The organism is Ruegeria sp. BC7, assembly GCF_056539165.1.
The window spans coordinates 65,040-87,937 of record NZ_JBQFUL010000001.1; the positions used below are offsets into that span (position 1 = coordinate 65,040).

Here is a 22,898-nt window from a genome sequence, read left to right on the forward strand (position 1 = left end):
GAGCTTACCCTACGAACACTGCTTTTACGTCAACATGCGGATTGGGGTCATCAATGACTTTTCGCGTTCTTTCAAACCACTCGGTCCAATCCTGAAACAGGCGATCAATTCGCGTCTCTTTGGCCTGCCGACGGGCCATTGCGCGCTTTTGAGCCGTCGTCAAAGCGCCATCAGGTGTGACGACTTCTCCAAAATCGAGGTCCAATTGGGCCTTGTGGCGATTTTCTAATTCCGACATGCGCGCCAGAACCGCATCCATGTCTTTCTCGATCTCTTTGGATCGATGATTGCGCAAGTCCCGAAGGTGGGTTTGGAAAAAATCGACAGCTGAAGGCAAGGCATTTCGAGCGTTATCTTGACCATTTATCGTTTGGCTTGGCGTATTATCTTTCAGGTTTGTGCGAACCAGAAAATCATCGATCTCTTCAATTCTTAAGTCTCCGGCCGGGCTCTGAACAACAACAGCCCATCGGTCCACGACAGGCGCTCCAAGCGAGTTGGGCGCTGCGCCATGCATGACAAAAGCCAGTTCGTCATTATCTAAGCGACCCTTAAGGGAAGCAATCGGCGCAGAATGTTGGGGAAAAAACGTATTTGAGCGGTCGGCAAACCATTCCAGAATTGGATGCCCATCCCAGAGAAACTGAACATCTGGCCAGGACCGCTCTCTCATTTTCGCTTCATCAATAGCCCTGGTGATTATGTCCGCCTGATCCGTCAGTTCGACCTGGCCGCCGCGATCCACTGCCTCTTCAGGCATGTAACGCCCATCGACAGCTCCAGCGCTTGCATAGCCAAAGCTATCTCGCGCCTTCATGTCGTCCGGTATCTGGAACTTTATGAGGCGTTGAACCTTGTCGACGCTTGGAGGCGCGTCAAACACCTGCTCCTCAGGTCGACCCAATCGTTCCAGCATGTTGCCCGTATAAGAAAACGTATCTTCAAACAGTCTCGGAGGTTTTGCCTCTTTGGTTGAACCGGAGTTTTCTGGCTCATCCACTTCGTCGGCATAGTCGCCAAAGATGGCATCAAAATCTTCCCCAAGAGCGTTTGCCAGAGCAGCCCGTTCATCCATTTCGCGTTCAAACGCGTCCTCACCGGCACCTGATGCGATGGCCTCTGCGGTTACAACTTCCTCTCCCTCGGCATCCCCTTGGCCAAGGAAAACAGCAGGGTCACCGACGCCGTCTTGAGCTTTCTCATCTCGTTCAACGAGCTTGTCCAAAACCCACATCTGGCGAACTTTTGGATGGGTGCTCTCACCGACAAAATACGTGATCTGCGGAGCACGATCCTGCCCATACCGGTCGATCCGACCGTTGCGTTGCTGAAACCGCAGAAGGGACCAGGGCAGATCAAAATGGATAAGCCGGTGACATTGGAAGTGCAGGTTAAGGCCTTCGGAGGCCATGTCGGATGCAATCAAAATCCGGATGGGTGAGTTTTCCTGCCCAAAATCCTCAATGACCTTCTGGGTTTTAATGTCGGCTTCAACGCTACCGCCGTCAATTCGAGCAATCTGATCTTCTTTGAGCCCGAGGTCCTCTCGCATCCGTTCGGCAAGCCAGGACACAGTCGCGATGCGCTCAGAGAAAATAACAAGGCGGTCGCGCCTCTTGCTTCCAGTCCATTTTGCCGTCTTCAGAGCCTCCAGCAAATCCCTGTACTTGCTGAATTCGTCTACACCGATTTTCTCAACCTGATCCGCAAGCGCTTGCAGGCGTCCTCGATCTTCTTCGGTGCCGCGAGACGTTCCTTTCTCGATGCCGCGAATGCGGTTGTTCAGCGTCTCCAGACAGGCGGCAGGGCTAGAAAAAATGGCCTTCGCCAAGGTTGTGCGAAAGAGATCAATCGCGCGACCGCGCTTGTTTTCCTCGTCAAGATCCAGATGAAGATCCGCAATCGATTGATATGCTTCCTCTTCTTCAGGACTGAGAGGGAAATCTCTTCGGATCAGTTTTCTCGGAGGCACGATCTCCCCCAAATCTTCAATGACCTCGGGTGATGATCGAAAGCGCCTGACGACAAGATCTTCGATGTCTTCGCGCTTGAGTTTAGTAGGATCGGGCACGCGAGTTGGATCAAGCATTTCGATCAAGCTTGCAAAGCTTTCATGTGACCCATCATGCGGTGTTGCCGTCAACAGGAGTAGTGAGTCTGTTCGTCGCGAAAGCAGCTTCGCAAGCTCAGCCCGTTGAGAGTTGGTGCCAGCTGTATTCTTGCGACGCGCCGCATTATGGGCTTCGTCGATAATGATCAGGTCCCAATATGATGCATCGATAGCGGCCCGAATTTGCGCATCTCGTTTCAAAGTGTCGATGGACACAATGGAGCGGTCAAATTGATCAAAGACATTGTAATGGGCGGGTATTTTGTTGCGCATCCGCCGAATGGCTGCGCTGTCAAGGCGCGACAACGGGATCGAAAATCGGGTCCAGAACTCTTTTTGGAATTGCGTCAGCATTGCCCGTGTTGTGACGACCAGAATGCGATCCGCACGTCCACGCAGCGCCAGTTCAGAGGTTATCAGTCCGGCCTCGAGTGTTTTGCCAAGGCCAACGTCATCGGCGATCAGCAAGCGCACGCGATCTTGCGATAGCGCGCGCTCCACAGGCAAATGCTGAAACGTCAAGTCGTCAATCGCAGCTTGGCCAAAGGTCAGTGGCTGCCGTGTCGTGGTTGCAGTGTGGCGAAATGCTGCCTCGAGGAAGAGCTTTGTGTCCATAAGGCCCGAAGACATATCCGGCTCGAGGCTTATCGCAGCCGGATCAAGAACCTGAGCTTCACTTTCCAGCCGCCATATGAACCGAGCATCCTTATCGCGAACTAAGCCAGCAGCACCGCGGCAGTGCACTTCGCAGTCACCGCCCCGCAGTTGCTTTAACCCCAGTACTTTCCAAATCGCTGAGCGCACTTTGACGACTGAACCGGGCTGAGGGATGGCATTCATGAGGGACCTCGAAAAACTCTACAAATTTGTTGCCCTGAAGGGTTGCCCTCCTCAGTCAACCTCCGCACGTTATCGCGTGACGGTTGGAAGGGAAACTACCAACCTAGCGCCCAACTTACAGGCGTAGGAGCAATCGGGCGATGAGCGCAGAATTGTGAAAACTTTTGGGAATTCTTGCGAACCAGTTGATGAGGTGCTTCGCATTTCTACTGCTGTTTTCCACCACTTTGGCGATAGCCTTGAATCACTTCTGTGACCTTAAAGTAATACGCAGAAAATAAATCAATTCTAGCGTGCAAGGCCCTGTGAAGCGGTTCTGAATAGTTTCGGCGGCATCTCATTGGAAAGCCTAAATAATCATGTAACTATATGAAATTTTACAATTTTTACAGGTTTTTGCCTTTTGGGCCGGGAGCCGGATCTGCTAGTATGAGGTTAACAAGACCAAAATCGAGGGCACTGATGCAGACTGATAAATTTTGTTTACAGCTTCACATGCTAGCGACGACACATGATGCCAGATCCACAAAAGGTGCCACTGTTTTTCTGCCGCCCAGTTGCAGCGACTCGAACGTGAGCTTTCAGGCTAGTAAACAGTTCTATCCCAAACTGGGAAACAAACGGGTAGTCACCGAAACCCTCAGGTTCTTTCGCTGGTTCAACCGCATTACGGACCAAATAGTGAGTAACCGGGCGCTCCAAATCCTGAAAAAGAAGTGGAGGAGGTGAGCATGCCAAGAAAGAAGGCAAAATTTTCACAAGCGGATCTAACCCGGGTAATGAAAAGCCTTGAGGCGGCCCAGGTAAGATATCACCGCGTCGAAGTGTCACCAGACGGAGTTATCAGTGTTTTTTCGGGAACAGATAGGCTCGATAAATCCGAAGGTGCATCTGGAGTTTCGCCCTTGGAAGCTTGGAAGACCAAACAAAAGGAGAAAGCACATGCGTGTTGACCTCAAGGGTGTGAACCGGGTGTCAAAGACGTTAAAAAATGGTCGCAAGAAGACATATTATTATGCATGGAAAGGTGGCCCGCGGCTTGATGGGAAACCTGGAAGCCCCGAATTTGTCGACGCCTACCGCGCGGCTCACAATCGTCGAAAGCGCGTGTTGAATGACACGCTGCAACACGTCTTTGACAAGTACCTGGACAGCTTGGACTTCAAGGATCTAAAGGAACGTACCCGCAAGGACTACCGGCGGCAGATCCTCAGAATCGAGGAAAGGTTCGCTGATTTTCCGGTTGCAGCTCTTGCAGAAAAGGATGCGCGAGGTTTGTTCCTCGATTGGCGGGATGAACTTGCCGCACGGTCGCGAAGGCAAGCTGATTACGCGTTTGCGGTCTTGGCTTTGATCACGTCCTGGGCCGAAGAGCGCAATCTTGTTCCCTGCAACCCGTTCGAACGACCGAAAAAAAGGTACAGGTCGCAGCGTGTCGACACCATTTGGTCTGAAAATCAGCAAGCGGCTTTTTTGAGGACATCTCCATCACATCTCATGCTTGCTTTCATGATGGCGCTGTGGACCGGACAACGGCAGGGAGACCTGATCGCGCTACCCTGGAGTGCTTACGATGGGAAGACCATCAAATTGAAGCAAAGCCGAACAGGCGCAAAAGTTGTGATCCCTGTCGGTACACCGCTACGCGCAGTGTTAGACAAAACGCCCAGAACCGCAGTTACGATCCTCGCAACCACGAACGACACCTCCTGGACCTCTTCCGGGTTTCGAGCGTCGTGGCGAAAGGCCTGTATCGCTGCGGACATTGAAGGTGTGACGTTTCACGATTTAAGGGGAACAGCGGTCACGCGACTAGCTGTTGCTGGATGCACCGTACCGGAGATTGCCTCGATCACCGGACACACTTTGCGCCGCGTACAGGAAATCCTCGACGAACACTATCTGAGCCGCACCAATGAGCTGGCTGAGGCCGCGATTCTGAAGCTGGAGCAGTACGGAAAGTGAACGGAAACGCCCAACTGAGCTCCCAACTCGCAAAAAGTTTCCGCTCTGGAGATGGGTCAGGTATCGGTAAGTCACTGAAATTTAATGGTAGCGGAGGAGGGACTTGAACCCCCGACACGCGGATTATGATTCCGCTGCTCTAACCAACTGAGCTACTCCGCCACGAGTGAGAGGCGATTTAAGGGAGGGGCCCGAGAGGGTCAAGAGGGAAATGACCCCCAAACCGGGATTCTTTTTGGCGCTGCTTCAGCCCGCCTTATCCGTGGTGCCCGCTGCCTCTGCGATGCGGCGGATAAAAGCGACACAGGTGTCAGGGGCGGTGATCGGGATCATATGTCCCAGCCCCTCTAGTCGTTCGTCGGTCAGGCCGAACTGCGTCATGGGCGCTGCATGTGCTTCGGGTGACAGGATGGCGTCCTCTTGGCCGTACAGGATGCCGCCGGGGACTTTCAGGTTTGTGTAACGCGCGATCTGCGTGTCCATGCTGTCTTCAATGCCCGCAACATCCTGCGAGGCTGTGACGAAAGCCGTTGGGCGCAGACCCAAGGCACCCCCTGCGCGATCGAGGAAATCTTCGGGCGCGGGTTCAGGGCCGAACACGATGCCCAGAGTATGAGGCGCGGTCTTGGCGGCCATCGGCACTGCAACCGTGTTTCCGATAAAGCTGCGCAGCCATTCCGTTCGGATCGTCAGTGGTTTGAAAACATCCGGCGGACCCTGCATGACCTGAGTCAACGGGGCCAGTAACGCCAGCGCCTTTACTTTGTCCGGATTGTCCAGCGCCATCGCCAGTGAGACAGCTCCGCCCAGCGAATGCCCCACCAAAACGGCATTTTCCACGCCCTTGGCATCCAGCAGCTCTTGTATCATCCGGCCCTGTTCGTGCAGTTGACCCAGATCACCTGTATCGCGCGTCGAATACCCACAGCCGGGGCGGTCGACCGCAATGACGTGGTAGTCATCCGCCATCATATCGACCATTGCATAGGTGAAATGCTGCAACTGCCCGGCCAGGCCGTGGATCATCACGATGGTCTGTTTCGCTGGGTCGCCTGCCTCGACATAGTGAATACTGCCGCCGCGTACCGGAGCGATCTGACCCAGTTGCGGAACCTGCTTTAAGCCGTCCTGAGTCAGCTTTCGGGTCCAGAGGTTCATGGCTCCGAAAAATACGGCGATCAAAAGAACGATAATCAATAAGGTGGTCATCTCAATGCTCTCCACTTTGGGTCGGGACGATCGAGTATTGCTCGATCCCGGACTGCGCCATGCGCTTTTCATATTCTGAAACGGTGCCGGGCCAAAGGGTGGTGTTGCGGCCCTCGGCATCCTGATACCAGGAGGTACACCCTCCGGCCTGCCAGACACTGTCTACGTGCCGGTCCTGCATTTCCTGCAAGAAGGCAGCCTGTTTTTCAGCATCCGGCGTGATGGTCCGGGTGCCATTTCGGTTCATTTCGTCCAAAACGCGCCCGATATGACGCACCTGCGCCTCGATCATCAGAACGACCGAGTTATGGCCCAGCCCCGTGTGCGGTCCCAGCAGGATGAAGAAGTTCGGAAATCCGGCGATTGCGGTGCCCAGATTGGCCTTCATCCCGTCAGACCACGCCTCCCGCAAACTCAGCCCGTTTGTTCCGGTGATATCCAGAAACTCGACCGTTTCCGTGACGTTGAACCCGGTGCCCCAGATCAGGATATCGGCGTGAATTCGTGTGCCATCAGCGGCGATGATCTGATCCCCCTCGATTGCGGCCACACCTTGCGGCACGACCGTCACGTTGTCGCGCGCAAGGGCAGGGTACCAATCATTGGAACTGAGGATACGTTTGCAGCCGATCTGATAGTCGGGCGTCAGCATGTCGCGCTGGGCCGGGTCAGAGATCGCTTTTTCCAGCGAATTGCGCCACATCTTCATGGCAAAGTTGACGGCCCCCTTGTCGCCGCGAAAGACCCGGTGGCGATACTCGAAAATCAGATAGATCAGTTTGCGGCGAAGCCGGGGCAATACGGGCAGACGCTGATACAGTCGGCGCACCCACGGCGCGATCGGTCCATCGGGGCGGGGCAGCACATAGGGCGCGCTGCGTTGAAAGATCGTGACATGGGCCGCCATCTTTGCGATTTCGGGGAGGAACTGGACAGCCGAAGCGCCTGTTCCCACGACTGCGATACGTTTGCCTGCAAGGGGAACATCGTGGTTCCACTCGGCAGAGTGAAAGCTGGGGCCAGGAAAGCTGTCAGCGCCGGGAATGTCCGGAATACTGGGGATATGCAGGGCGCCAATGGCGGACACAAGAAACCGAGCCGACCAGCGCTGCCCCTCGTGGGTTTCGACCTGCCACCGCGCCCCGTCCCACCGCGCCGCTTTCAGGCGCTGATGAAAGTGGCACAGGTCGTAAAGCCCTTCGTCCTGTGCGACCTTTTGCAGATAAGCCTGTATCTCGGCCCCGCCCGCGTAGGCGCGGCTCCAATCAGGGTTCAGATGTGTGGCCATGGAATACAGGTGTGAAGGCACATCACAGGCCACGCCGGGATAGGTGTTCTCGCGCCATGTTCCGCCGATATCGCTGGCCTTTTCAAGGATCGCGATATCGGTGATCCCACGTTTTCGCGCCTCGATCGCCATGATCAGTCCCGAGAACCCGGCGCCAACGATCAGCATGTCCGTTTCATGTTCCATGCGTTCGCCCCTCCCAAAGCGACCGTGGTGGTGCGTTCAGGATATAAACTGAGCAGGCGCGTGGATAGGGTCCCGTAAGGTCAGGTGTTGATCACGGTTTGATCAGGCGCGCAGTTTTTCACCTTTCGGGTCAAAGGGCGGCTCATGCAGGATCACGGCCTTATGGGGACGGCCCAGCACCATCACCTCGACCTCATCGCCGGGCCGGGCATCCTTCACATAGCCCAGAGCCAGTGACATGCCGACAGTGTAGCCATAGGTGCCGGACGTTACACGACCGATGCCTTCACCATCTTTGAAGATCGGCTCACCACCAGTTGCATCGGCGTTTGACGCCGACACATCGGATTCGTCCAGATGCAGCAAGACCAGATGTTCTCGGGTGGGGGCTTCAAGAACCTTCTGCGCGGCGTCCTTGTTCAGGAAATCCTTGTCGAACTTGCACAGGCTATCCAACCCGACCTCATGCGGCCAGTATTCGGGGCTGTATTCCCGGCTCCACGAGCCATAGCCTTTTTCCACCCTCAGTGACATCAGCGCCCGGCTGCCCACAGGACCCGCGCCAAATTCCTTGCCTGCCTCAAGCAAAGCGTCATAGAGCCGGGCCTGATCCTCGGTCCCGCAGTGGACCTCCCACCCCAGATCACCGGTAAAGGATACACGCAGGGCCAAGACGTCGATCCCGGCCAGCTCGAGTCTGGCCGATCGCATGAATGGGAAGTCATCGGTGGCCAAAGAGGTGTTGGTCAGCCGTTGCAGAATCTCGCGGGATTTTGGGCCTGCGACGTTGAAGCCGCACATCGCTTCGGTCTTGCTTTTGAAAACAGTACCGTCCGGCAGGGGGACTTGTTTGAAAAACCGCTTGTGATAGCGCTCGGCCATGCCGGACCCGATGATCCAGAACTCATCTTCGGCCACGCGGGTCACGGTGAAATCCCCCGCAATCCCCCCGCGTTTCGAGATCAGAGGCGTCAGGCACGACCGCCCAACGGTCTTGGGCATCGTATTGGCAAAAACGGCATTCAGCCACGCCTCGGCCCCCGGACCGCGGCAGACGTATTTGGCAAAGTTCGAGATGTCGATGATCCCGGCCCGGTCACGCAGCATCCGACATTCTTCGCCCACCGGCCCCCACCAGTTCTGCCGGGTAAAGCCGTTGGTGTCGGTAGCCCCCGGCGTATCGGCGAACCACAGCGGGTGCTCCCACCCGGCGTTCAGGCCGAATACGGCCCCCATCTGCGCCTGCCGGTCATAGACGGGCCGCGTGCGGGCCGGACGTCCGGCGCTGCGCTCCTCATTCGGGAAGTGAATGGCAAAACGGTGTGCATATTGGTCCTGCACGCGGGCCTTGGTGAAGTCCTTCGTAGCCCATGTATCGAACCGCGCCATGTCCCAGGCGAACATGTCGTATTGGGTTTCACCTTCGATGATCCACTGCGCGGCCATCAGCCCCATGCCGCCCGATTGAGAGAAGCCGGGGATGATCCCGTTGCAGCAGAAATAGCCATCCACCTCGGGCACCGGCCCCATCAGCACGTTGCTGTCCGGCGACCAGATCATCGGGCCGTTGATGACACGCTTGATCCCGGCCTTACCCACGGCGGGCAGGCGCTCGATGGCGTTGATCATGTTCTCTTCGATCCGCTCCAGATCGTCGGGGAACAGGTCATGGGCGAAATCCAACGGCGTGCCGTCTTCGGCCCAGAACTTCATGTCTTTCTCATAGGCGCCGACCAGCAGGCCGTTGCCTTCCTGACGCAGATAGTACTCTCCATCGCGATCACTGACCGAGGGCAGGCGGGTGCCATGCGCCTGAACATCCGGCATCGCTTCGGTCACGAAATACTGGTGTTCGGTCGGTTGCAGGGGCAGCTCGATCCCCGCGAGTTTAGCAACCTCGCGGCCCCACAGACCGGCGGCATTCACAACCCAAGGCGTGCGGATGTCGCCCTTGGGGGTGCGCACAATCCAAGTGCCGTCCTCTTGCTGATCGGTTGCGGTGACGGGGGTAAAGCGGTGAATTTCAGCCCCGCGCTGGCGCGCACCCACCGCATAGGCGTTGGTCACGCCCGAGGGGTCCACATTGCCGCCATCGGGTTCAAACATGACGCAGCGGATGCCGTCATAGTTGACCAGCGGGTTCAAACGCTGCGCCTCTTCTATGCTGATCTCATAGAAGTTCATCCCATATAGCTTGGCCTTGGCTGCCTGCAGTCGCAGTTGATGCTCACGTTCCTCGGTCTGTGCCAGATACAGCGAGCCGGGCTGGAATACGCCGCAGCTTTGGCCAGTCTCGGCCTCAAGCTCTTTGTACAGGGTCATCGTATAGTGCTGAATGCGGCTGATATTGGTGCTGTCATGCAGCCCGTGGATGTTCGCCGCTGCGTGCCATGTTGAGCCCGAGGTCAACTCATCCCGTTCCAGCAGCACAACGTCCGACCATCCCAGTTTGGTCAGATGATAGAGGATCGAGCACCCGATCACTCCGCCGCCAATCACCACCGCCTGTGCATTCGTTTTCATGAGCCTGCCGTATCCAAGTTGGGTTCCTCGCGCTTTCTGTCACCATCGGCGCAGACCGGACAACGGACATAATTCTCATGCTGGGTTGAGCAGGTTTAACGCGAAGCTAATCTCAGAAATCCAACCGGTGCGCGCGCCCATATGCGGTCAGCCGCGCATTCAGCGAGTCCGCTTCGGGCGCGCCGGATTCCAGCGCAAAAACAAAGGCATGGGTCAGATAAAAGCAGGCTGCATCAATGTCTTGCGCAGCTTCGCGCTCGTCAGCAGCCATCGTGTAATAGCGGACCAAGGCGTCATGATCGTTGCGATCATGCGCCTCAAGCAACAGACGATCCAAATCCGTCTTGTCCATCGGGTCTCCGTCAGGATCGGTCGGCGCAGGCCGACCGGTTCGTGGTTCTATTCCGCGCGACCGTTTTCGATTTGCGTTGCCACCCAGTGATGGAAGTTATGCGTCGGCCCATCCATCGCAGGCGAGAAACGTCCGCCGTCGAACAGGACACCGTGGCGGCCTTTTTGCATGCCTTCGACAACAAACACGTCTTCTTCAAACACCGTCTTCCAGAGCTGCGCGTTCGAGGCGCGCAAGCCGTCATGCTGGGGCGTGTCCTCGACACTTTTCGCATAATACAATTCGATATGTTCGATCGTGTTTTCCTGATCGACCGGCTCAAGCACGATTGCAAAGGCGTGGTCACGCTGAACGCCCAGCAGGACATTCGGATAGAGCGCCACATATTCCGCGCCCTCATCCCATTTGTCGCTGAGGCCGTCAAAGTCATCAAAAGTCGCGCCGTCCTGATCGGTCAACTGGCGATAGACCAGCGTGCCCTGACCGGAATAATGCCCGCGTTCTTCGATGTTGTAGTGATCCTCAAGCCGGGAATAGCTGTTCAGGCCCGGATGAACCCACGGCAGGTGATAGCTTTCGCAATAGTTCTCGACCGCCAGTTTCCAGTTGGTCTTGACCTCCAGCTTGAACGACGACGTCTCGCCGCCGTGATACACTGGCAGGTCAAATTCCTTCCAACGTTCCAGCAGGGCAGCATGGGCGTCCTCGAACGCAGGGGCGTTGCCGTCCACGTTCACAAAGATCACGTCACGCCAGACATAGGACCGGACGCGGACCAGACCCAGATCCTTGCGGTCAACGTCTTCATGGGTGTTGTGGCCCGGGCCACCTACGTGCGGGGTTGCGCGCAGCTCTCCTTTCAGGCTGTAGCACCAGCTATGATAGGGGCAGCGGATCGCGCCGCCGATCTTGCGCGGCGTGTCCACAAGGATCATACCCCGGTGGCGGCAGGTGTTCTGGAAAACGCCGACCTCACCGTCGCGGTCGCGCACGATCAGCAGGGGCATTCCCAGAAAGTCGACCGGCTTGGCGTCGCCTTCTTCGGGCACATCCTTGCCGAACCCGATCCCGGACCAGTTTGCATAAAGGACCGACTTTCGTTCCTCGGCGAACACGACCGGGTCGACATAATGTTCGTTGGGCAGACCGTTGGCGACATTCACATCGGCCAGAACGGAGGACAGCGGGCTATGCTTGTTCATCGGGCTCTCCTGAAGGTGGTGCTGGATGCGTTTGATCTGTATTGGCGGAAGGGCAGGGCTCCTCTCAATATCAGAAAACCTCATCAGAGAGTGACTTCACCTAAACCGAGCCGTCTTGAACCTCTTGAATGATCCAGTTTTTCAGCGCCCGCGCGCTGTCGGACAGGTCTTCATCAGGGCGACCGACGAGGTAGAACTGGTTCGGCGCGGTCAGTTGATGAGGGCCGATGGCGACCAGTTTGCCAGATTGCAACATTGGTTGGATAAGCCGCTGCCAACCCAGCGCCAACCCAGCCCCCTTGCGGGCAAGCTGCAGGGCGACCGAATAGCTATTCACGCGGGACTCTATCGGAATTGATCCGTTATACCCCAATTGCTGAAACCACTCGGGCCAGGTCGTCCAGCTTCGGTCTTCTGACTCAAGGTGAATCAATCGCTGGGATGCAAGTTCCTCCAAGCTGGCTCCGGTCAGCCTGTCAGCGACGTCGGGGCTGGCTACCGGCACCAGATGATCACGGAACAAAGGCGTGTGTGATAGGCTGGCGTCACTGTCGCGTCCGTAGCGTATGAAAAAGTCTACATCTGGCCGATCTCGAAACGCGCGGTCCTGAGAGAGCTGATCAACATTGACCTCGGGCATGTCGCGCCAGAATCGAATGACAGCGGGTGACAGCCATAGGGCAGCAACGGCCGTGGTGGACCCTACGGTGACCTTCCCGACCGAGGCGCGATCCCGGATGGTTCCCAGTGTTTTCGAGATACGGGCGAAAGAGGATGACAGCGCCTCGTACAAGGCTTTGCCATCTTCGGTCAGATCAACGCCCCGGTGTTTTCGCTGAAACAGAGCCGTGTCCAGATCGCCCTCAAGCGCCTTGATCTGATGACTGACCGCGCCGGGAGTGACCGAAAGTTCCTCGGCCGCGTTCTTAAAGCTCAGGTGCCGCGCTGCGGCCTCAAACGCGGACAACGTGGTCAGGGGTGGCAAGTTATAGTGACGTCTGGACATGGCGCGTGGGAATCACTGTTGGATTACGGGTTAGTTTGTTTCACCTCAGTATTAGTTTATTTGCGGGTGAAAGCCAGAGCGCCTTGAAGATTTGGTGTTTTTTGGGTTCACGTTTAGGGTTGATGTCGCCAAATTTGACCAATGTGTCGGTTCTGGCCGAATTCCAACGGTGACGACACTATAGTCAGCCTCACCAATAATTGTCGTGTCCAGTAGGCCATCTGGGGGCTCTTTCCCAGAAATGCAAGACGGTACTGCCGCAGATCGACGACCCAAGCTGACGCTAGCATAAGGCCAACAGGGAAATTGATGGACACGCGGAACACTTCCCCGAAAGAAAGCATCGCTATTCACAGGAATGCCAGATGGGTTGAGTTCACTGCAACTCACGTAGGGTCAAAACGAAACGTTTTTGCCAGAGGATAATTTGGTTTGGACCTGATTTTGCGTCGCTCTCAAAGTCAGCATCCTTGAAGTTCAACACAGGACTGGTTGGCCAGGCGAGACTTGGGCCGGATTTGGTCAACCCCAGAACAAAGACGACAACACGGAGGAGAACATGTCGATACCCGAACCCTTTACGGACGTTGAGATAGAAACGGCGGATGCCGGTTTCTACGAAAACTACAGCGTCCCGATTGCGCTGATCAGCAAGGCCATAATGGTCGGTCTGGTTCTTTGGGCGCTTGTATTCCCAGCCAATGCAAACAGCACGCTTGGCAGTCTGAACGGTCAATTGCTGGAGGTTTTCAACAGCTTTTACATCGTTATCGTGGGTATATTTTTCTTCTTCCTGGCTGTTGTCGCAATCCTTCCGGCTACTGGCCGTCGTGTGATGGGCATGCCCGGAGAGAAGCCTGAATTCTCGAACTTCTCGTGGTTCTCGATGATGTTCGGGGCTGGTCTGGGCGTGGGCCTGATGGTTTTTGCCACAGCAGAACCTCTGGGGTTGTGGGGATCGAACCCGATTGTCGTGTCAGGTGACGTCGCAGGAAACTCGCCCGAGGCGCTGCAATCGGCTTATCGTTTCACCTATTTGCACTACGGTTTTCATGCCTGGGCAATTTACGTCGTGACCGGGCTGTCGCTGGCGTATTACGCCTATACGCGCGGTATGCCTCTGACGATCCGTTCGGCGCTGACACCGTTGTTCGGTCGTTTCGTCAACGGCTTTTTCGGCCATGTGGTCGATGTTCTGGGCGTTGTTGCGACGATCCTCGGCGTGTCGGTCACGATCGGATATGGCGTTAGCCAGTTCATTGACGGTCTTTATGCCATCACCGGTATGGAGTGGATCATGGACCTGGGTGGTGAAGTTCCGAGCCCAAGCAAAGTGGGTCTGATCTCGGGTCTGGTGGTCATCATGGGCCTGTCGATCATCTCGGCGGTTTCGGGTGTCGGTCGTGGCGTTAAATACCTGTCGAACCTGAACCTGGTTCTGTCGATCATCCTGCTGGGCACCTTCGTTGTGTTCGGGTCCTTCGTCTTTGCCATGACCACCTATGGCTCGGCGATGGTTGACTATATCCTGCACTTCATCTCGCTCAGCTTTAACGCCTATGGTCCGCTGTCGGCCGAAGCATTCGCGGCGGCTCTGCCGGTTGAAGCGCAGGCACATGCGGCTGATCTGATGGGTGGCGCGACCAACGCATGGGGCAGCTTTGACGGCTTCAAGGGCGGTCTTGAAGGCGCAGCAGCCGAGCTGGACGAAGCAACTTTGGCCGCAGCCTATGCAGCGGGCGAGCAAGGCCGTCAGTTCGGCTGGCAGGCAGGTTGGACCACGTTCTACTGGGCCTGGTGGATCGCGTTCTCGCCCTTCGTAGGTCTGTTCCTGGCGCGCATCTCCAAAGGACGTTCGGTGCGCGAGTTCATTTTGGGCTGTGTGTTCGCACCGGCGCTGGTGTGCTTTGCCTGGATGACCGTGCTGGGTGGTACCGCGATTGATCTGGAGCTGGCCGGTGCCGCAGAAGGCGCGATCATCGGTGCCTCGAACACCAACAAGCTGTTCGTGACGCTGTCCTACATGATCGACGGTGGGCTGCTGTCCATGCTGAACGTCATGTGCGTGATCCTGATCATGACCTTCTTGGTGACCTCGGCGGACTCGGGCATTCTGGTGATGAACACCATTATGTCCGGCGGTAGCCAGGAAACCGGTATCAAGCACCGGATCATCTGGGGTGTTATCCTGACGGCTGTAATCGGTGCGCTGATCCTGGCCGCCGGTGAAAACAACCCGATGGACGCCTTGCGCAATGCGATGATTATCGGGGCGCTGCCGTTCACCATGGTGATGGGTCTGATGTGCCTGTCGCTTGCCAAGGCGCTGTTCCGTGATGGTCAGCGTGACAAGCACGGTGCTGCGACGCAAGCGGCTGAATAAGTCAGCCTACATTGCCTGAAAATTAGCGCCGCCCTATCCGGGGCGGCGTTTTTCCTTTCCGCAACCGTGTCGTTTCCTGCAACCACATTTCGCAATCAGAGAGGTGCGCAGTGCGCGAATCCCTCAGTCTGGTTTCCAAGATTGGAGGATTGCCCCGTGAACATTCGTACCTCGACCCGCTCGGGCGGCCGTTCTGCCCGCCGCGCCCTGCGCACTGCGCCCAACTTTGACATGCTGCCTGGCCTGACCCGTGGCATCCCCTTGTGTGAGGTGATGGACGGCGCTCAGGTTGACCGCATCGACAACGCATCGATGGATATTCTCGAAAATGTCGGCGTCCAGTTCCGCGACCCCATCGCGGTGGAGGACTGGAAGAAAGTTGGGGCCAAGGTCGAGGGTGAGCTGGTCTATCTGGATCGTGGTCTGGTGCGGGAGTTAATCGCGACCATCCCCAGCGATTTCACCTATCACGCGCGCGATCCGAAAAAGAACGTGCGGCTGGGCGGGCCGCATTCGATCTTTGTGCCCATGACCGGCGCGCCCTTCCTGCGCGATCTGGAGGATGTACGGCGGAACCCGACGCTGGACGATCTGGCGATGTTCCACAAGCTGTCGCACATGCTGCCCGCGTTGCATTCCAGCGCACATCACATCGTCGAACCTTATGACCACCCGATCAGTCAGCGCCATCTGCGGATCACCTATTCGTCGATGAAACACTCGGACAAGACTTTTATGGGCATGACCACCAGCCCCAAAAACGCCGAGGATGTGATGGAGATGTGCGCCATCCTGTTCGGCGAGGATTTTCTTGAGGATCACCCTGTCACCACCGGCAACTGCAACGGCAACTCGCCTCTGGTCTGGGATGAGACTATGCTGGGCGCGATGCGCGCGTTTTGCCGCCGCAAGCAGCCGGTCTTGTGCTCACCTTTCGTGTTGGGCGGGGCGAACACGCCCGCGTCTGTGCCCGCCACGGTCGCGCAGTTGAACGCCGAGGCCCTCAGCGCGCTGGCTTATACGCAGGTCATCCGCAAGGGCGCACCCGCGATCTATGGGCATTACCTGTCGACCGTCTCGATGAAATCCGGCGCGCCGATGGCCGGGACGCCCGAGATTAGCCTGATGAACTTCATGATTGGTCAGATGGCGCGGCACTACGGCGTGCCGTGGCGCACATCGAACACGTTGGGCGGGGCCAAGACATTTGATGCGCAGGCTGGCTATGAATCCGCCACCACGTTGCAGGCGGTGATCCATGCAGGTGCCAACTATATCTGGCATAGCGCGGGTTGGAATGAGGCCGGGATGCACTGCTCTGTCGCCAAGTTCATCGTTGACGCAGAACAATGCGCCATGGCGTACCGCATGGCCGAGGGGCCGAAATGGGGCGATTTCGATCAGGCCATCGCTGCCGTGCCTGATGTTGGCCCCGGTGGGCACTATCTGGGCCACCCGCACACACAGGACAATTTCCAAAGTGCATTCTTTATGCCGGAACTGTTTGACAACAACTCGATTGAGCAATGGCAGGCCGAAGGCAGTGTCGAGATCACCGAACGTGCCCTGACCCGCGCCAAAACCCTGCTGGCCGAGTACCAGGAACCCAAGCTGGACGAGGCCAAAAACGAGGCTCTGCTAGATTATATCGCCCGCCGCGAGCGGGAAATTCCCGCAGCCGACGAATTGAACCAAAGCTACTAAGGTCATCTCCCCCGAAACTTGCCCGCCCGTCCCCTCGGGCGGGCTTTTTCAAACCAGAGGTACTATGGATCTGACAGGAAAAACCGCCCTTGTGACCGGGGCCGCAGGCGGGATTGGAGCCGCCATTGTGAAGCGCTTGCGCACTGCCGGGGCGCGGGTCGTAGTGGCTGATCGCGATGTTACAGGGATTGCAGCAGACGCCCATTTGCCCGGCGATCTGCTGGATGCAACCTATGCAGACGCTCTGCCACAAAGCGCCTTTGATGCGCTGGGTGGTCTGGACATCGTGATCAACAATGCAGGTGTCATCACACGTGGTTCGGTTGCCGAGACCTCGGATCAGGATTGGTCACTGTCACTGGGCGTGAATGTCGAAGCTCCGTTCCGCATCTGCCGCGCCGCGATTCCCATAATGGCCGCAGCGGGCGGTGGGGCCATCGTCAACACCGCGTCATGCTGGGGGTTGCGCCCCGGTCCCAATCACGCGGTCTATTGCATGACCAAGGCGGCCATCGCCTCATTGACCCAATGTATGGGCATGGACCACGCGCACCAAGGTATCCGCATCAATGCCGTCTGCCCGAATGAGGTGAATACGCCGATGTTGCGCTCGGGCTTTGCAAAGCGAGGCTTCGACCCGGACAGTGCGGTGGCCGAACTGGGCCAGACTGTCCCGCTGGGCCGTATTGCCGAACCCGAGGATATTGCGGATGTGGTGATGTTTCTGGTCTCGGACGCGGCGCGGTATATGTGCGGAGCGTTGGTAGAAGTGAACGGAGGCAAACCCGTCGCATGACCCGTTTTGATGGACAAACCGCATTGGTGACAGGCGGACGCAGCGGGATCGGCCGCGCCATTGCCGAACGCTTGCGGGATGAGGGCGCGCAGGTGTTTACTGCTCAGCGCGGAGGGGATGAAAATGGGATCGAGGCTGATTTCAACGATCCCAACAGCCCGCAGGCGGTGGTCGATCAGGTCATCGACCAGGCCGGGCGGCTGGACATCCTGATCAACAATGCTGGGATGATGCAGGAAGCCTCGGTCGAAGACATGAATCTGGACGATTGGCAGCGCACTCTGACGGTCAACCTGACCGCTCCGTTTCTATTGATCAAGGCCGCGCTGCCGCATCTGCGCAGGACAAGGGGCAATATCGTCAATATCGGGTCCATCGAAGGGTTGGGCAGCAATCCCGGCCACGCGGCATATTGCGCGTCAAAGGCTGGGCTGCAAGCGCTGACCCGCGCGGTTGCCGTGGATCATGGGGCCGAAGGCATCCGCTGCAATGCCGTGGCTCCGGGTTGGATCGACACGGAGTTGAACGTGGATTTCATCGCCTCGATGCCTGATCCCGAAGGGTTCGCCGACGATATCAAACGCATCCATCCCATCGACCGCACCGGCAAACCCGAAGAAGTCGCGGCGCTGGTGGCTTTCCTCGCTTCTAAGGATGCCAGTTTCATCACCGGGCAGGTCTACACGATTGATGGCGGGCGCATGGCAAAGCTCAGCTTGCCCTGATCATTCATCCCGCGCGCGCCATTCCTTCCACCGCAGCACCGCATTCGCGCCAAGTTCGCGGAAAGGCTGGGGCGGCAGGCGTTTCGGGGGCTGTTCGGCCTCGAAATGGCGAGTGATGTCGGACCTGTGCTCGCAGGCACGTTCCGCTGCTGCGATGCCTGTCAGTGTCCCACGTGCTGTGCCCAGCCCGTTTTGAACACAGCCGGAGTAGACACCCGGTTCGATTTCCCGCGCGACGGACACACCATTGAGGCTTAGGCAGAGATGACCGGCCCATTGGTATTGCATCTTCAGGCCCGCCAGCTGTGGAAAGCGCTGATCGAACTTGCGCTGCATGACACGCCCGGCGCGGCTAAGATCGCGCGCAGTGGTGGTCATGCCGGGGCGCAGTGCCGCGCAGGTGCGGGTGATGATCCGGTTGCCGCCCTGACCGGTATCAATGCGCCGCATCGTGGTTCCCATCGGGTCGGACGGCGTCACACCCCAGCGCGACTGGCCTCCGATGTCAGCCATCTGATCCGCGTCCAGTTCGGGTGTCATGGCCGCAAACAGGAACAGTTGCATCAGCCGGTCAGTCTCGATCCCGAAGCTTTCCAGATGTCCATTCACCGTCAGGATCACAGCACCCGTACTGACCGAGCCGCGCGCCGTTTGCACCTGCCACGCACCGCCCTGTTGCGCAAAGCCGGTTACGGCGGAATTCTCGAACAGCGCTACACCATCTTTGATCAATCCAGCAGCCAGCCCGCGCACGTAACCCGCCGGTTGCAGCATCACTGTCCCCGGCGTGTAAAGGCCAGACCGATAGTGGCGCGAACCTGTCAGCTCATGCATCTGCTGCGAATCCAGCACCTCGGCGGTCTCACCCAGACTGCCCAGATGCTTTGCGTAGCTTTCATTATGGGCGTGACCCGCTGCACTGGCCGCGCCGTTCACCTTGCCCGCCGGATCGAAATAGTTCGGGTCGATCTGGTACTGTTCGACCGCTTCGCGCGCAAAGGCGATGGCTTGCCGGTTCAGAGCGATCAACGCCCGGTCATCGCCTGCGCCCGCATAGTCATCCGAGGCCAGATCATGCGGCAAGTCGATCATAAAGCCCGAGTTCCGCCCCGCCGCGCCTTCGGCCACGCGCCCGGCTTCGAGCACCACGATCTTTGCATCTGGTTGCAGTTGGATCAGGCGCCGGGCCGCCGACAACCCGGCAAACCCCGCGCCGAAAATGGTGAAATCGGCAGCGATTTCGCCTTCCAGCTCGCGGGCGGGGGGCTGTGCGCCAAGGATGGCGCTCCAGGCTGCTGGCCCGCGGTGGAGGGGCGGGGTTCGGGCGGTGTAGCTGCTCAATCCACGGCCTCATCCGCGTCATCGGCCAGATCAATCCAGATGGTTTTCAACTGGGTGTATTGATCATGCGCGTGGACTGAATTGTCCCGCCCGCCAAAGCCAGATTGCTTGTAGCCCCCGAATGGCGTGGTGATGTCGCCCTCGCCAAAGCTGTTCACGGTGACCGTGCCCGCCCGGATTGCCCGCGCCCCGCGAATGGCGCGTTTGGCGTTGGCCGTGAAGATCGAGGCGCACAGGCCATACTCGGTGTCATTGGCGATTCTGATGGCCTCGTCAAAGCCCGAGACTTCGATCACCGACAGCACGGGGCCGAAAATCTCCTCACGCGCCAGTACTGCGTCATTGCCGGGCACCTCAACAACTGTGGCTTCGACAAATCCGTCTTTGGCGGTGCCGCCGATCACTACGTTTTCGGCCTGTTCCAGATAGCCGTAGACCTTGTTGTAGTGCCCGTCGCTGACCAGCGCCCCCATGCGGGTCTCGGGGTTCAGCGGGTCTCCGATGTTCCACTGTTTTGAGTGATGCGCGATCCGCTTTAGCAGTTCGGCCTTCACATCCTTATGCACGATCAACCGCGATGAGGCCGAGCAGTTCTCGCCCATGTTCCAGAACGCGCCATTCACCACATGCGCGGCCACGCGGTCGAGGTTTTCGGCATCGTCCATCACGATGGCCGGGTTCTTGCCACCCATCTCAAGCACTACTTCCTTGGCGTTGCTTTCCGCCGAATAGGATAGGAATTTCTTACCGGTGACGGTGGACCCGGTGAAGGACACCATGTCGATATCCATATGCCGCCCGATGGGTTCTCCCACCTCGGCCCCGCCGCCGGGTACGATATTCAGAACGCCACGTGGCAGACCGGCCTCCATCGCCAGTTCCGCCAGCCGCAGGGCGGTCAGCGTCGTCTCGGCCGCCGGTTTCACCACCACGGAACAGCCCGCCGCCAGAGCAGGCCCGATTTTCCATGCCAGCATCAGCAACGGGAAGTTCCACGGCAGCACCAGCCCCACCACACCAATCGGTTCACGCACCACCATGGCGATGTGATCGTCGCTGGCGGGCGAGACCTGATCATAGATTTTGTCGATCGCCTCGGCATGCCATTTCAGGCAGTGGATTGTCTCGGGGACGTCCACGGTTTCGCAATCATAGATGGTCTTGCCGCTGTCGATGCTCTCCATCACCGCCAGTTCCCGCGAGTTGCGGGTCATCAGTTTGCACAGACGGATCAACACGTCCTTGCGCTCGGACGGGTGCAACTTGGACCACCGGCCATCGTCAAACGCCTCGCGTGCCTTTTCAACGGCAAAGTCCACATCCGCCGCGCCACAGGCGGCGATATCCGCCAGTTTTTCACCGGTCGCGGGGTTCACCGTCTCAAACGTCTGGCCCGAGATCGCGGGGCGGTAGCCGCCGTCAATGAACGCCCCGGTGGGCAGGTCCAGACCTGCGGCGATGGATGTGTATTCTTCCTGTGTCAGCAGTTCCATTGCCTTACTCCTCCGCCACGATGTCAGCGATTGTTTTTTTCAACACGCGCGTCACCTGTTCCAGCGCGCGCTTGTCATCCTTGTTCAGACCTTTCAGCGGAGGCCGCATCACACCCGCGTCAATCCCGTTCATGGTCACGCCGTGCTTGATCGTCTGGATGAACTTGCCGCCCTGTTCCAACACTCGCATCAAGGGCATCATCGCCGACATGATCCGGCGGCCCTTGGCAAAATTCCCTTCGACCACGCAGGCGTGATACAGCGCGGCATGTTCCGCAGGCAGAAAGTTCGACCCGCCGCAGACCCAGAATGGTGCGCCCCAAGCAAAGAACTCCAGCGCCTGATCGTCCATGCCGCAGCCGAGTTGGATATGAGGGTAATCTCGCGCCAGCAGATGCACCCGGTTGATATCGCCCGAGCTTTCCTTGATGCCGCAGAAGTTGCGGCTGCGGCCAACGCGGTCAAGGAACTCCTCGCCCATCATAGTGCCTGTGCGGTGCGGATAGTTGTAAAGCATCACCGGCAGATCGGCGGCCTTGTCGATGGCCAGCGCGTTCAGAGCGTTTTCCCGGTCGGTGGGCACTGAATAGGGTGGACTGGCCAGCAGGATAGCGTCCGCGCCAATCTCGCGTGCACCAGAGGCCAATGCGATCGAGTCCGGCGTCAGCATCGCGCCAGTCCCCACAACCAGCGGCAGGCGGCCTTTCAACTGTTGATGCGTAAACTTCGCCAGCTCCAGCCGTTCATCGACGGTCTGTGCATAGTTTTCACCAGTGGACCCGCCCGAGATCAGCCCATGCACGCCATTCTCGATCAGAAACTCGATCACCTGTGCCAAGGCATCCCAATTCACGCTGCCGTCGTCGTGATGGGGCGTGACCACCGGGGTATAGATCCCCTCAAACTTGAATATCGGGTTCATTGCATCCTCATGCAGGTTTTGAAAGCGGGGCGCCCATGGGCACATCCAGCGCGTCAGGCATCACGAACAGTTCGATCTGATCCCGTGACAGGTTCCAGTGGTCTTCGGCCAAATGCGCAGCCGCCGCCTCATCGGCCGTTTCGATGGCGGCGATGATGGCGTCGTGCTGGCGACTGGCTTCGGACAGGTTTTCGGTCATTTTGGCCGTTCGAGGCCGATAGAAGGTCATCCCGATCCGGGCGTGATCAATCAGCAGGCGGCTGAACGAGGGCAGAAGGTAGACATTGCCCGACATCTCTCCGGTCACGTCATGAAAGCGGTTATTGGCCAATGCGCGATCCTCGGCGGACCCGGCGCGCAAGGCCGCTTTGAACGCCTGCTGCGCGTCCTTCAACGCGTCGATCTGCGCCCGCGTTGCGTTCCCTGCGGCCAGCCGCAGAATAGCGCCATAAACCATCGGGGCGGCCAGAAAGAAGTCGCGCAGCGTGGTATATGACATCTCGGACACCCGCGCCGATCGATTGGTGCGCAGGTCCAGATAGCCCTCGCCTGCCAGTTGCCGAAACACCTCGCGCAGAGGCGTGCGCGACAGACCGAACGCATCGGACAGATGCGCCTCGTCCAGATCGGTGCCCGGGCGCAATCGCAGGGTCAGGATCGAGACCTTCAGGTGCTCGGACAGTTCAGCTTTGCGGGATTTGGCGTCGTCTTTCATGCGTCCCTCCTGCGATGCCAGCGCGAATCGCGCCCGGCTGGTCGTGTTGTCTCTGTATTCTAAAAAAATACAACTTGTATACAGAAAAAAATCGTGCAGCATAGCCTACCGAACGAAACCTGGGCAAATGCGGCCCGT

General features: G+C 58.0%; 17 protein-coding genes and 1 tRNA gene. 6 read left to right on the forward strand and 12 right to left on the reverse strand.

The window, feature by feature from the left end; all coding sequences use genetic code 11:
- Positions 1-4 precede the first annotated feature (4 nt).
- The gene (locus ACR0KS_RS00205; RefSeq protein WP_170756913.1) at positions 5-2,950 is read right to left on the reverse strand and encodes a DEAD/DEAH box helicase; all 2,946 of its coding nucleotides are present in this window, start codon (positions 2,948-2,950) and stop codon (positions 5-7) included.
- Between the two features lie 731 nt (positions 2,951-3,681).
- On the opposite strand from ACR0KS_RS00205, the gene ACR0KS_RS00210 reads away from it, so the two are divergent.
- Together ACR0KS_RS00210 and ACR0KS_RS00215 are read left to right on the forward strand one after the other, a co-directional pair.
- Positions 3,682-3,903: a hypothetical protein gene (locus tag ACR0KS_RS00210; RefSeq protein ID WP_170756914.1), complete on the forward strand. Its 222-nt coding sequence runs from the start codon at positions 3,682-3,684 to the stop codon at positions 3,901-3,903.
- Positions 3,893-4,915: a tyrosine-type recombinase/integrase gene (locus ACR0KS_RS00215; RefSeq protein WP_170756915.1), complete on the forward strand. Its 1,023-nt coding sequence runs from the start codon at positions 3,893-3,895 to the stop codon at positions 4,913-4,915. Before ACR0KS_RS00210 ends, ACR0KS_RS00215 begins: the two co-directional genes overlap by 11 nt.
- Before the next feature lie 85 nt (positions 4,916-5,000).
- On the opposite strand, the gene ACR0KS_RS00220 is transcribed toward ACR0KS_RS00215, so the two are convergent.
- The 7 genes from ACR0KS_RS00220 to ACR0KS_RS00250 form a co-directional block, all read right to left on the reverse strand.
- A tRNA-Met gene (locus ACR0KS_RS00220) sits at positions 5,001-5,077 on the reverse strand.
- Positions 5,078-5,161: 84 nt separating this feature from the next.
- A complete protein-coding gene (locus tag ACR0KS_RS00225; protein WP_170567876.1) occupies positions 5,162-6,124 on the reverse strand; it encodes an alpha/beta fold hydrolase in 963 nt (320 codons plus the stop codon).
- Position 6,125: 1 nt separating this feature from the next.
- On the reverse strand, positions 6,126-7,598 hold the full coding sequence (locus tag ACR0KS_RS00230) for a flavin-containing monooxygenase (protein WP_170567878.1): 1,473 nt from the start codon (positions 7,596-7,598) through the stop codon (positions 6,126-6,128).
- Positions 7,599-7,700: 102 nt separating this feature from the next.
- Positions 7,701-10,121, reverse strand: a complete 2,421-nt coding sequence (locus tag ACR0KS_RS00235) for an FAD-dependent oxidoreductase (RefSeq protein ID WP_170567880.1) — start codon at positions 10,119-10,121, stop codon at positions 7,701-7,703.
- Between the two features lie 112 nt (positions 10,122-10,233).
- The gene (locus ACR0KS_RS00240) at positions 10,234-10,473 is read right to left on the reverse strand and encodes a hypothetical protein (RefSeq protein ID WP_170567882.1); all 240 of its coding nucleotides are present in this window, start codon (positions 10,471-10,473) and stop codon (positions 10,234-10,236) included.
- A 47-nt stretch (positions 10,474-10,520) separates the two neighbouring features.
- Positions 10,521-11,675, reverse strand: a complete 1,155-nt coding sequence (locus ACR0KS_RS00245) for an aromatic ring-hydroxylating oxygenase subunit alpha (RefSeq protein WP_170385446.1) — start codon at positions 11,673-11,675, stop codon at positions 10,521-10,523.
- 100 nt (positions 11,676-11,775) lie between these two features.
- Positions 11,776-12,681 (reverse strand): LysR substrate-binding domain-containing protein, encoded by a 906-nt coding sequence (locus ACR0KS_RS00250; RefSeq protein WP_170567883.1) that lies wholly within the window; start codon positions 12,679-12,681, stop codon positions 11,776-11,778.
- A 559-nt stretch (positions 12,682-13,240) separates the two neighbouring features.
- On the opposite strand from ACR0KS_RS00250, the gene ACR0KS_RS00255 reads away from it, so the two are divergent.
- From ACR0KS_RS00255 to ACR0KS_RS00270, 4 genes are all read left to right on the forward strand, one after another.
- The gene (locus tag ACR0KS_RS00255) at positions 13,241-15,064 is read left to right on the forward strand and encodes a BCCT family transporter (RefSeq protein ID WP_170567885.1); all 1,824 of its coding nucleotides are present in this window, start codon (positions 13,241-13,243) and stop codon (positions 15,062-15,064) included.
- Between the two features lie 156 nt (positions 15,065-15,220).
- The gene (locus ACR0KS_RS00260) at positions 15,221-16,768 is read left to right on the forward strand and encodes a trimethylamine methyltransferase family protein (RefSeq protein WP_170567887.1); all 1,548 of its coding nucleotides are present in this window, start codon (positions 15,221-15,223) and stop codon (positions 16,766-16,768) included.
- A 64-nt stretch (positions 16,769-16,832) separates the two neighbouring features.
- A complete protein-coding gene (locus tag ACR0KS_RS00265) occupies positions 16,833-17,564 on the forward strand; it encodes an SDR family oxidoreductase (RefSeq protein ID WP_170567889.1) in 732 nt (243 codons plus the stop codon).
- Entirely contained in the window at positions 17,561-18,289 is a 729-nt protein-coding gene (locus ACR0KS_RS00270) for an SDR family oxidoreductase (protein ID WP_170567891.1), read from the forward strand. The genes ACR0KS_RS00265 and ACR0KS_RS00270 overlap by 4 nt, the downstream gene beginning before the upstream one ends.
- Here the strand turns inward: ACR0KS_RS00270 and ACR0KS_RS00275 are convergent, their stop codons facing one another.
- From ACR0KS_RS00275 to ACR0KS_RS00290, 4 genes are read right to left on the reverse strand one after another with little or no spacing between them, the layout of a single operon-like run.
- Complete coding sequence (locus ACR0KS_RS00275; RefSeq protein ID WP_170567893.1) at positions 18,290-19,630, reverse strand: NAD(P)/FAD-dependent oxidoreductase; 1,341 nt, start codon at positions 19,628-19,630, stop codon at positions 18,290-18,292.
- On the reverse strand, positions 19,627-21,123 hold the full coding sequence (locus ACR0KS_RS00280; protein ID WP_170567895.1) for an aldehyde dehydrogenase: 1,497 nt from the start codon (positions 21,121-21,123) through the stop codon (positions 19,627-19,629). Before ACR0KS_RS00280 ends, ACR0KS_RS00275 begins: the two co-directional genes overlap by 4 nt.
- A 4-nt stretch (positions 21,124-21,127) precedes the next feature.
- On the reverse strand, positions 21,128-22,045 hold the full coding sequence (locus ACR0KS_RS00285) for a dihydrodipicolinate synthase family protein (protein WP_170567897.1): 918 nt from the start codon (positions 22,043-22,045) through the stop codon (positions 21,128-21,130).
- Between the two features lie 7 nt (positions 22,046-22,052).
- Positions 22,053-22,760 (reverse strand): GntR family transcriptional regulator, encoded by a 708-nt coding sequence (locus ACR0KS_RS00290; RefSeq protein ID WP_170567898.1) that lies wholly within the window; start codon positions 22,758-22,760, stop codon positions 22,053-22,055.
- Positions 22,761-22,898 lie beyond the last annotated feature (138 nt).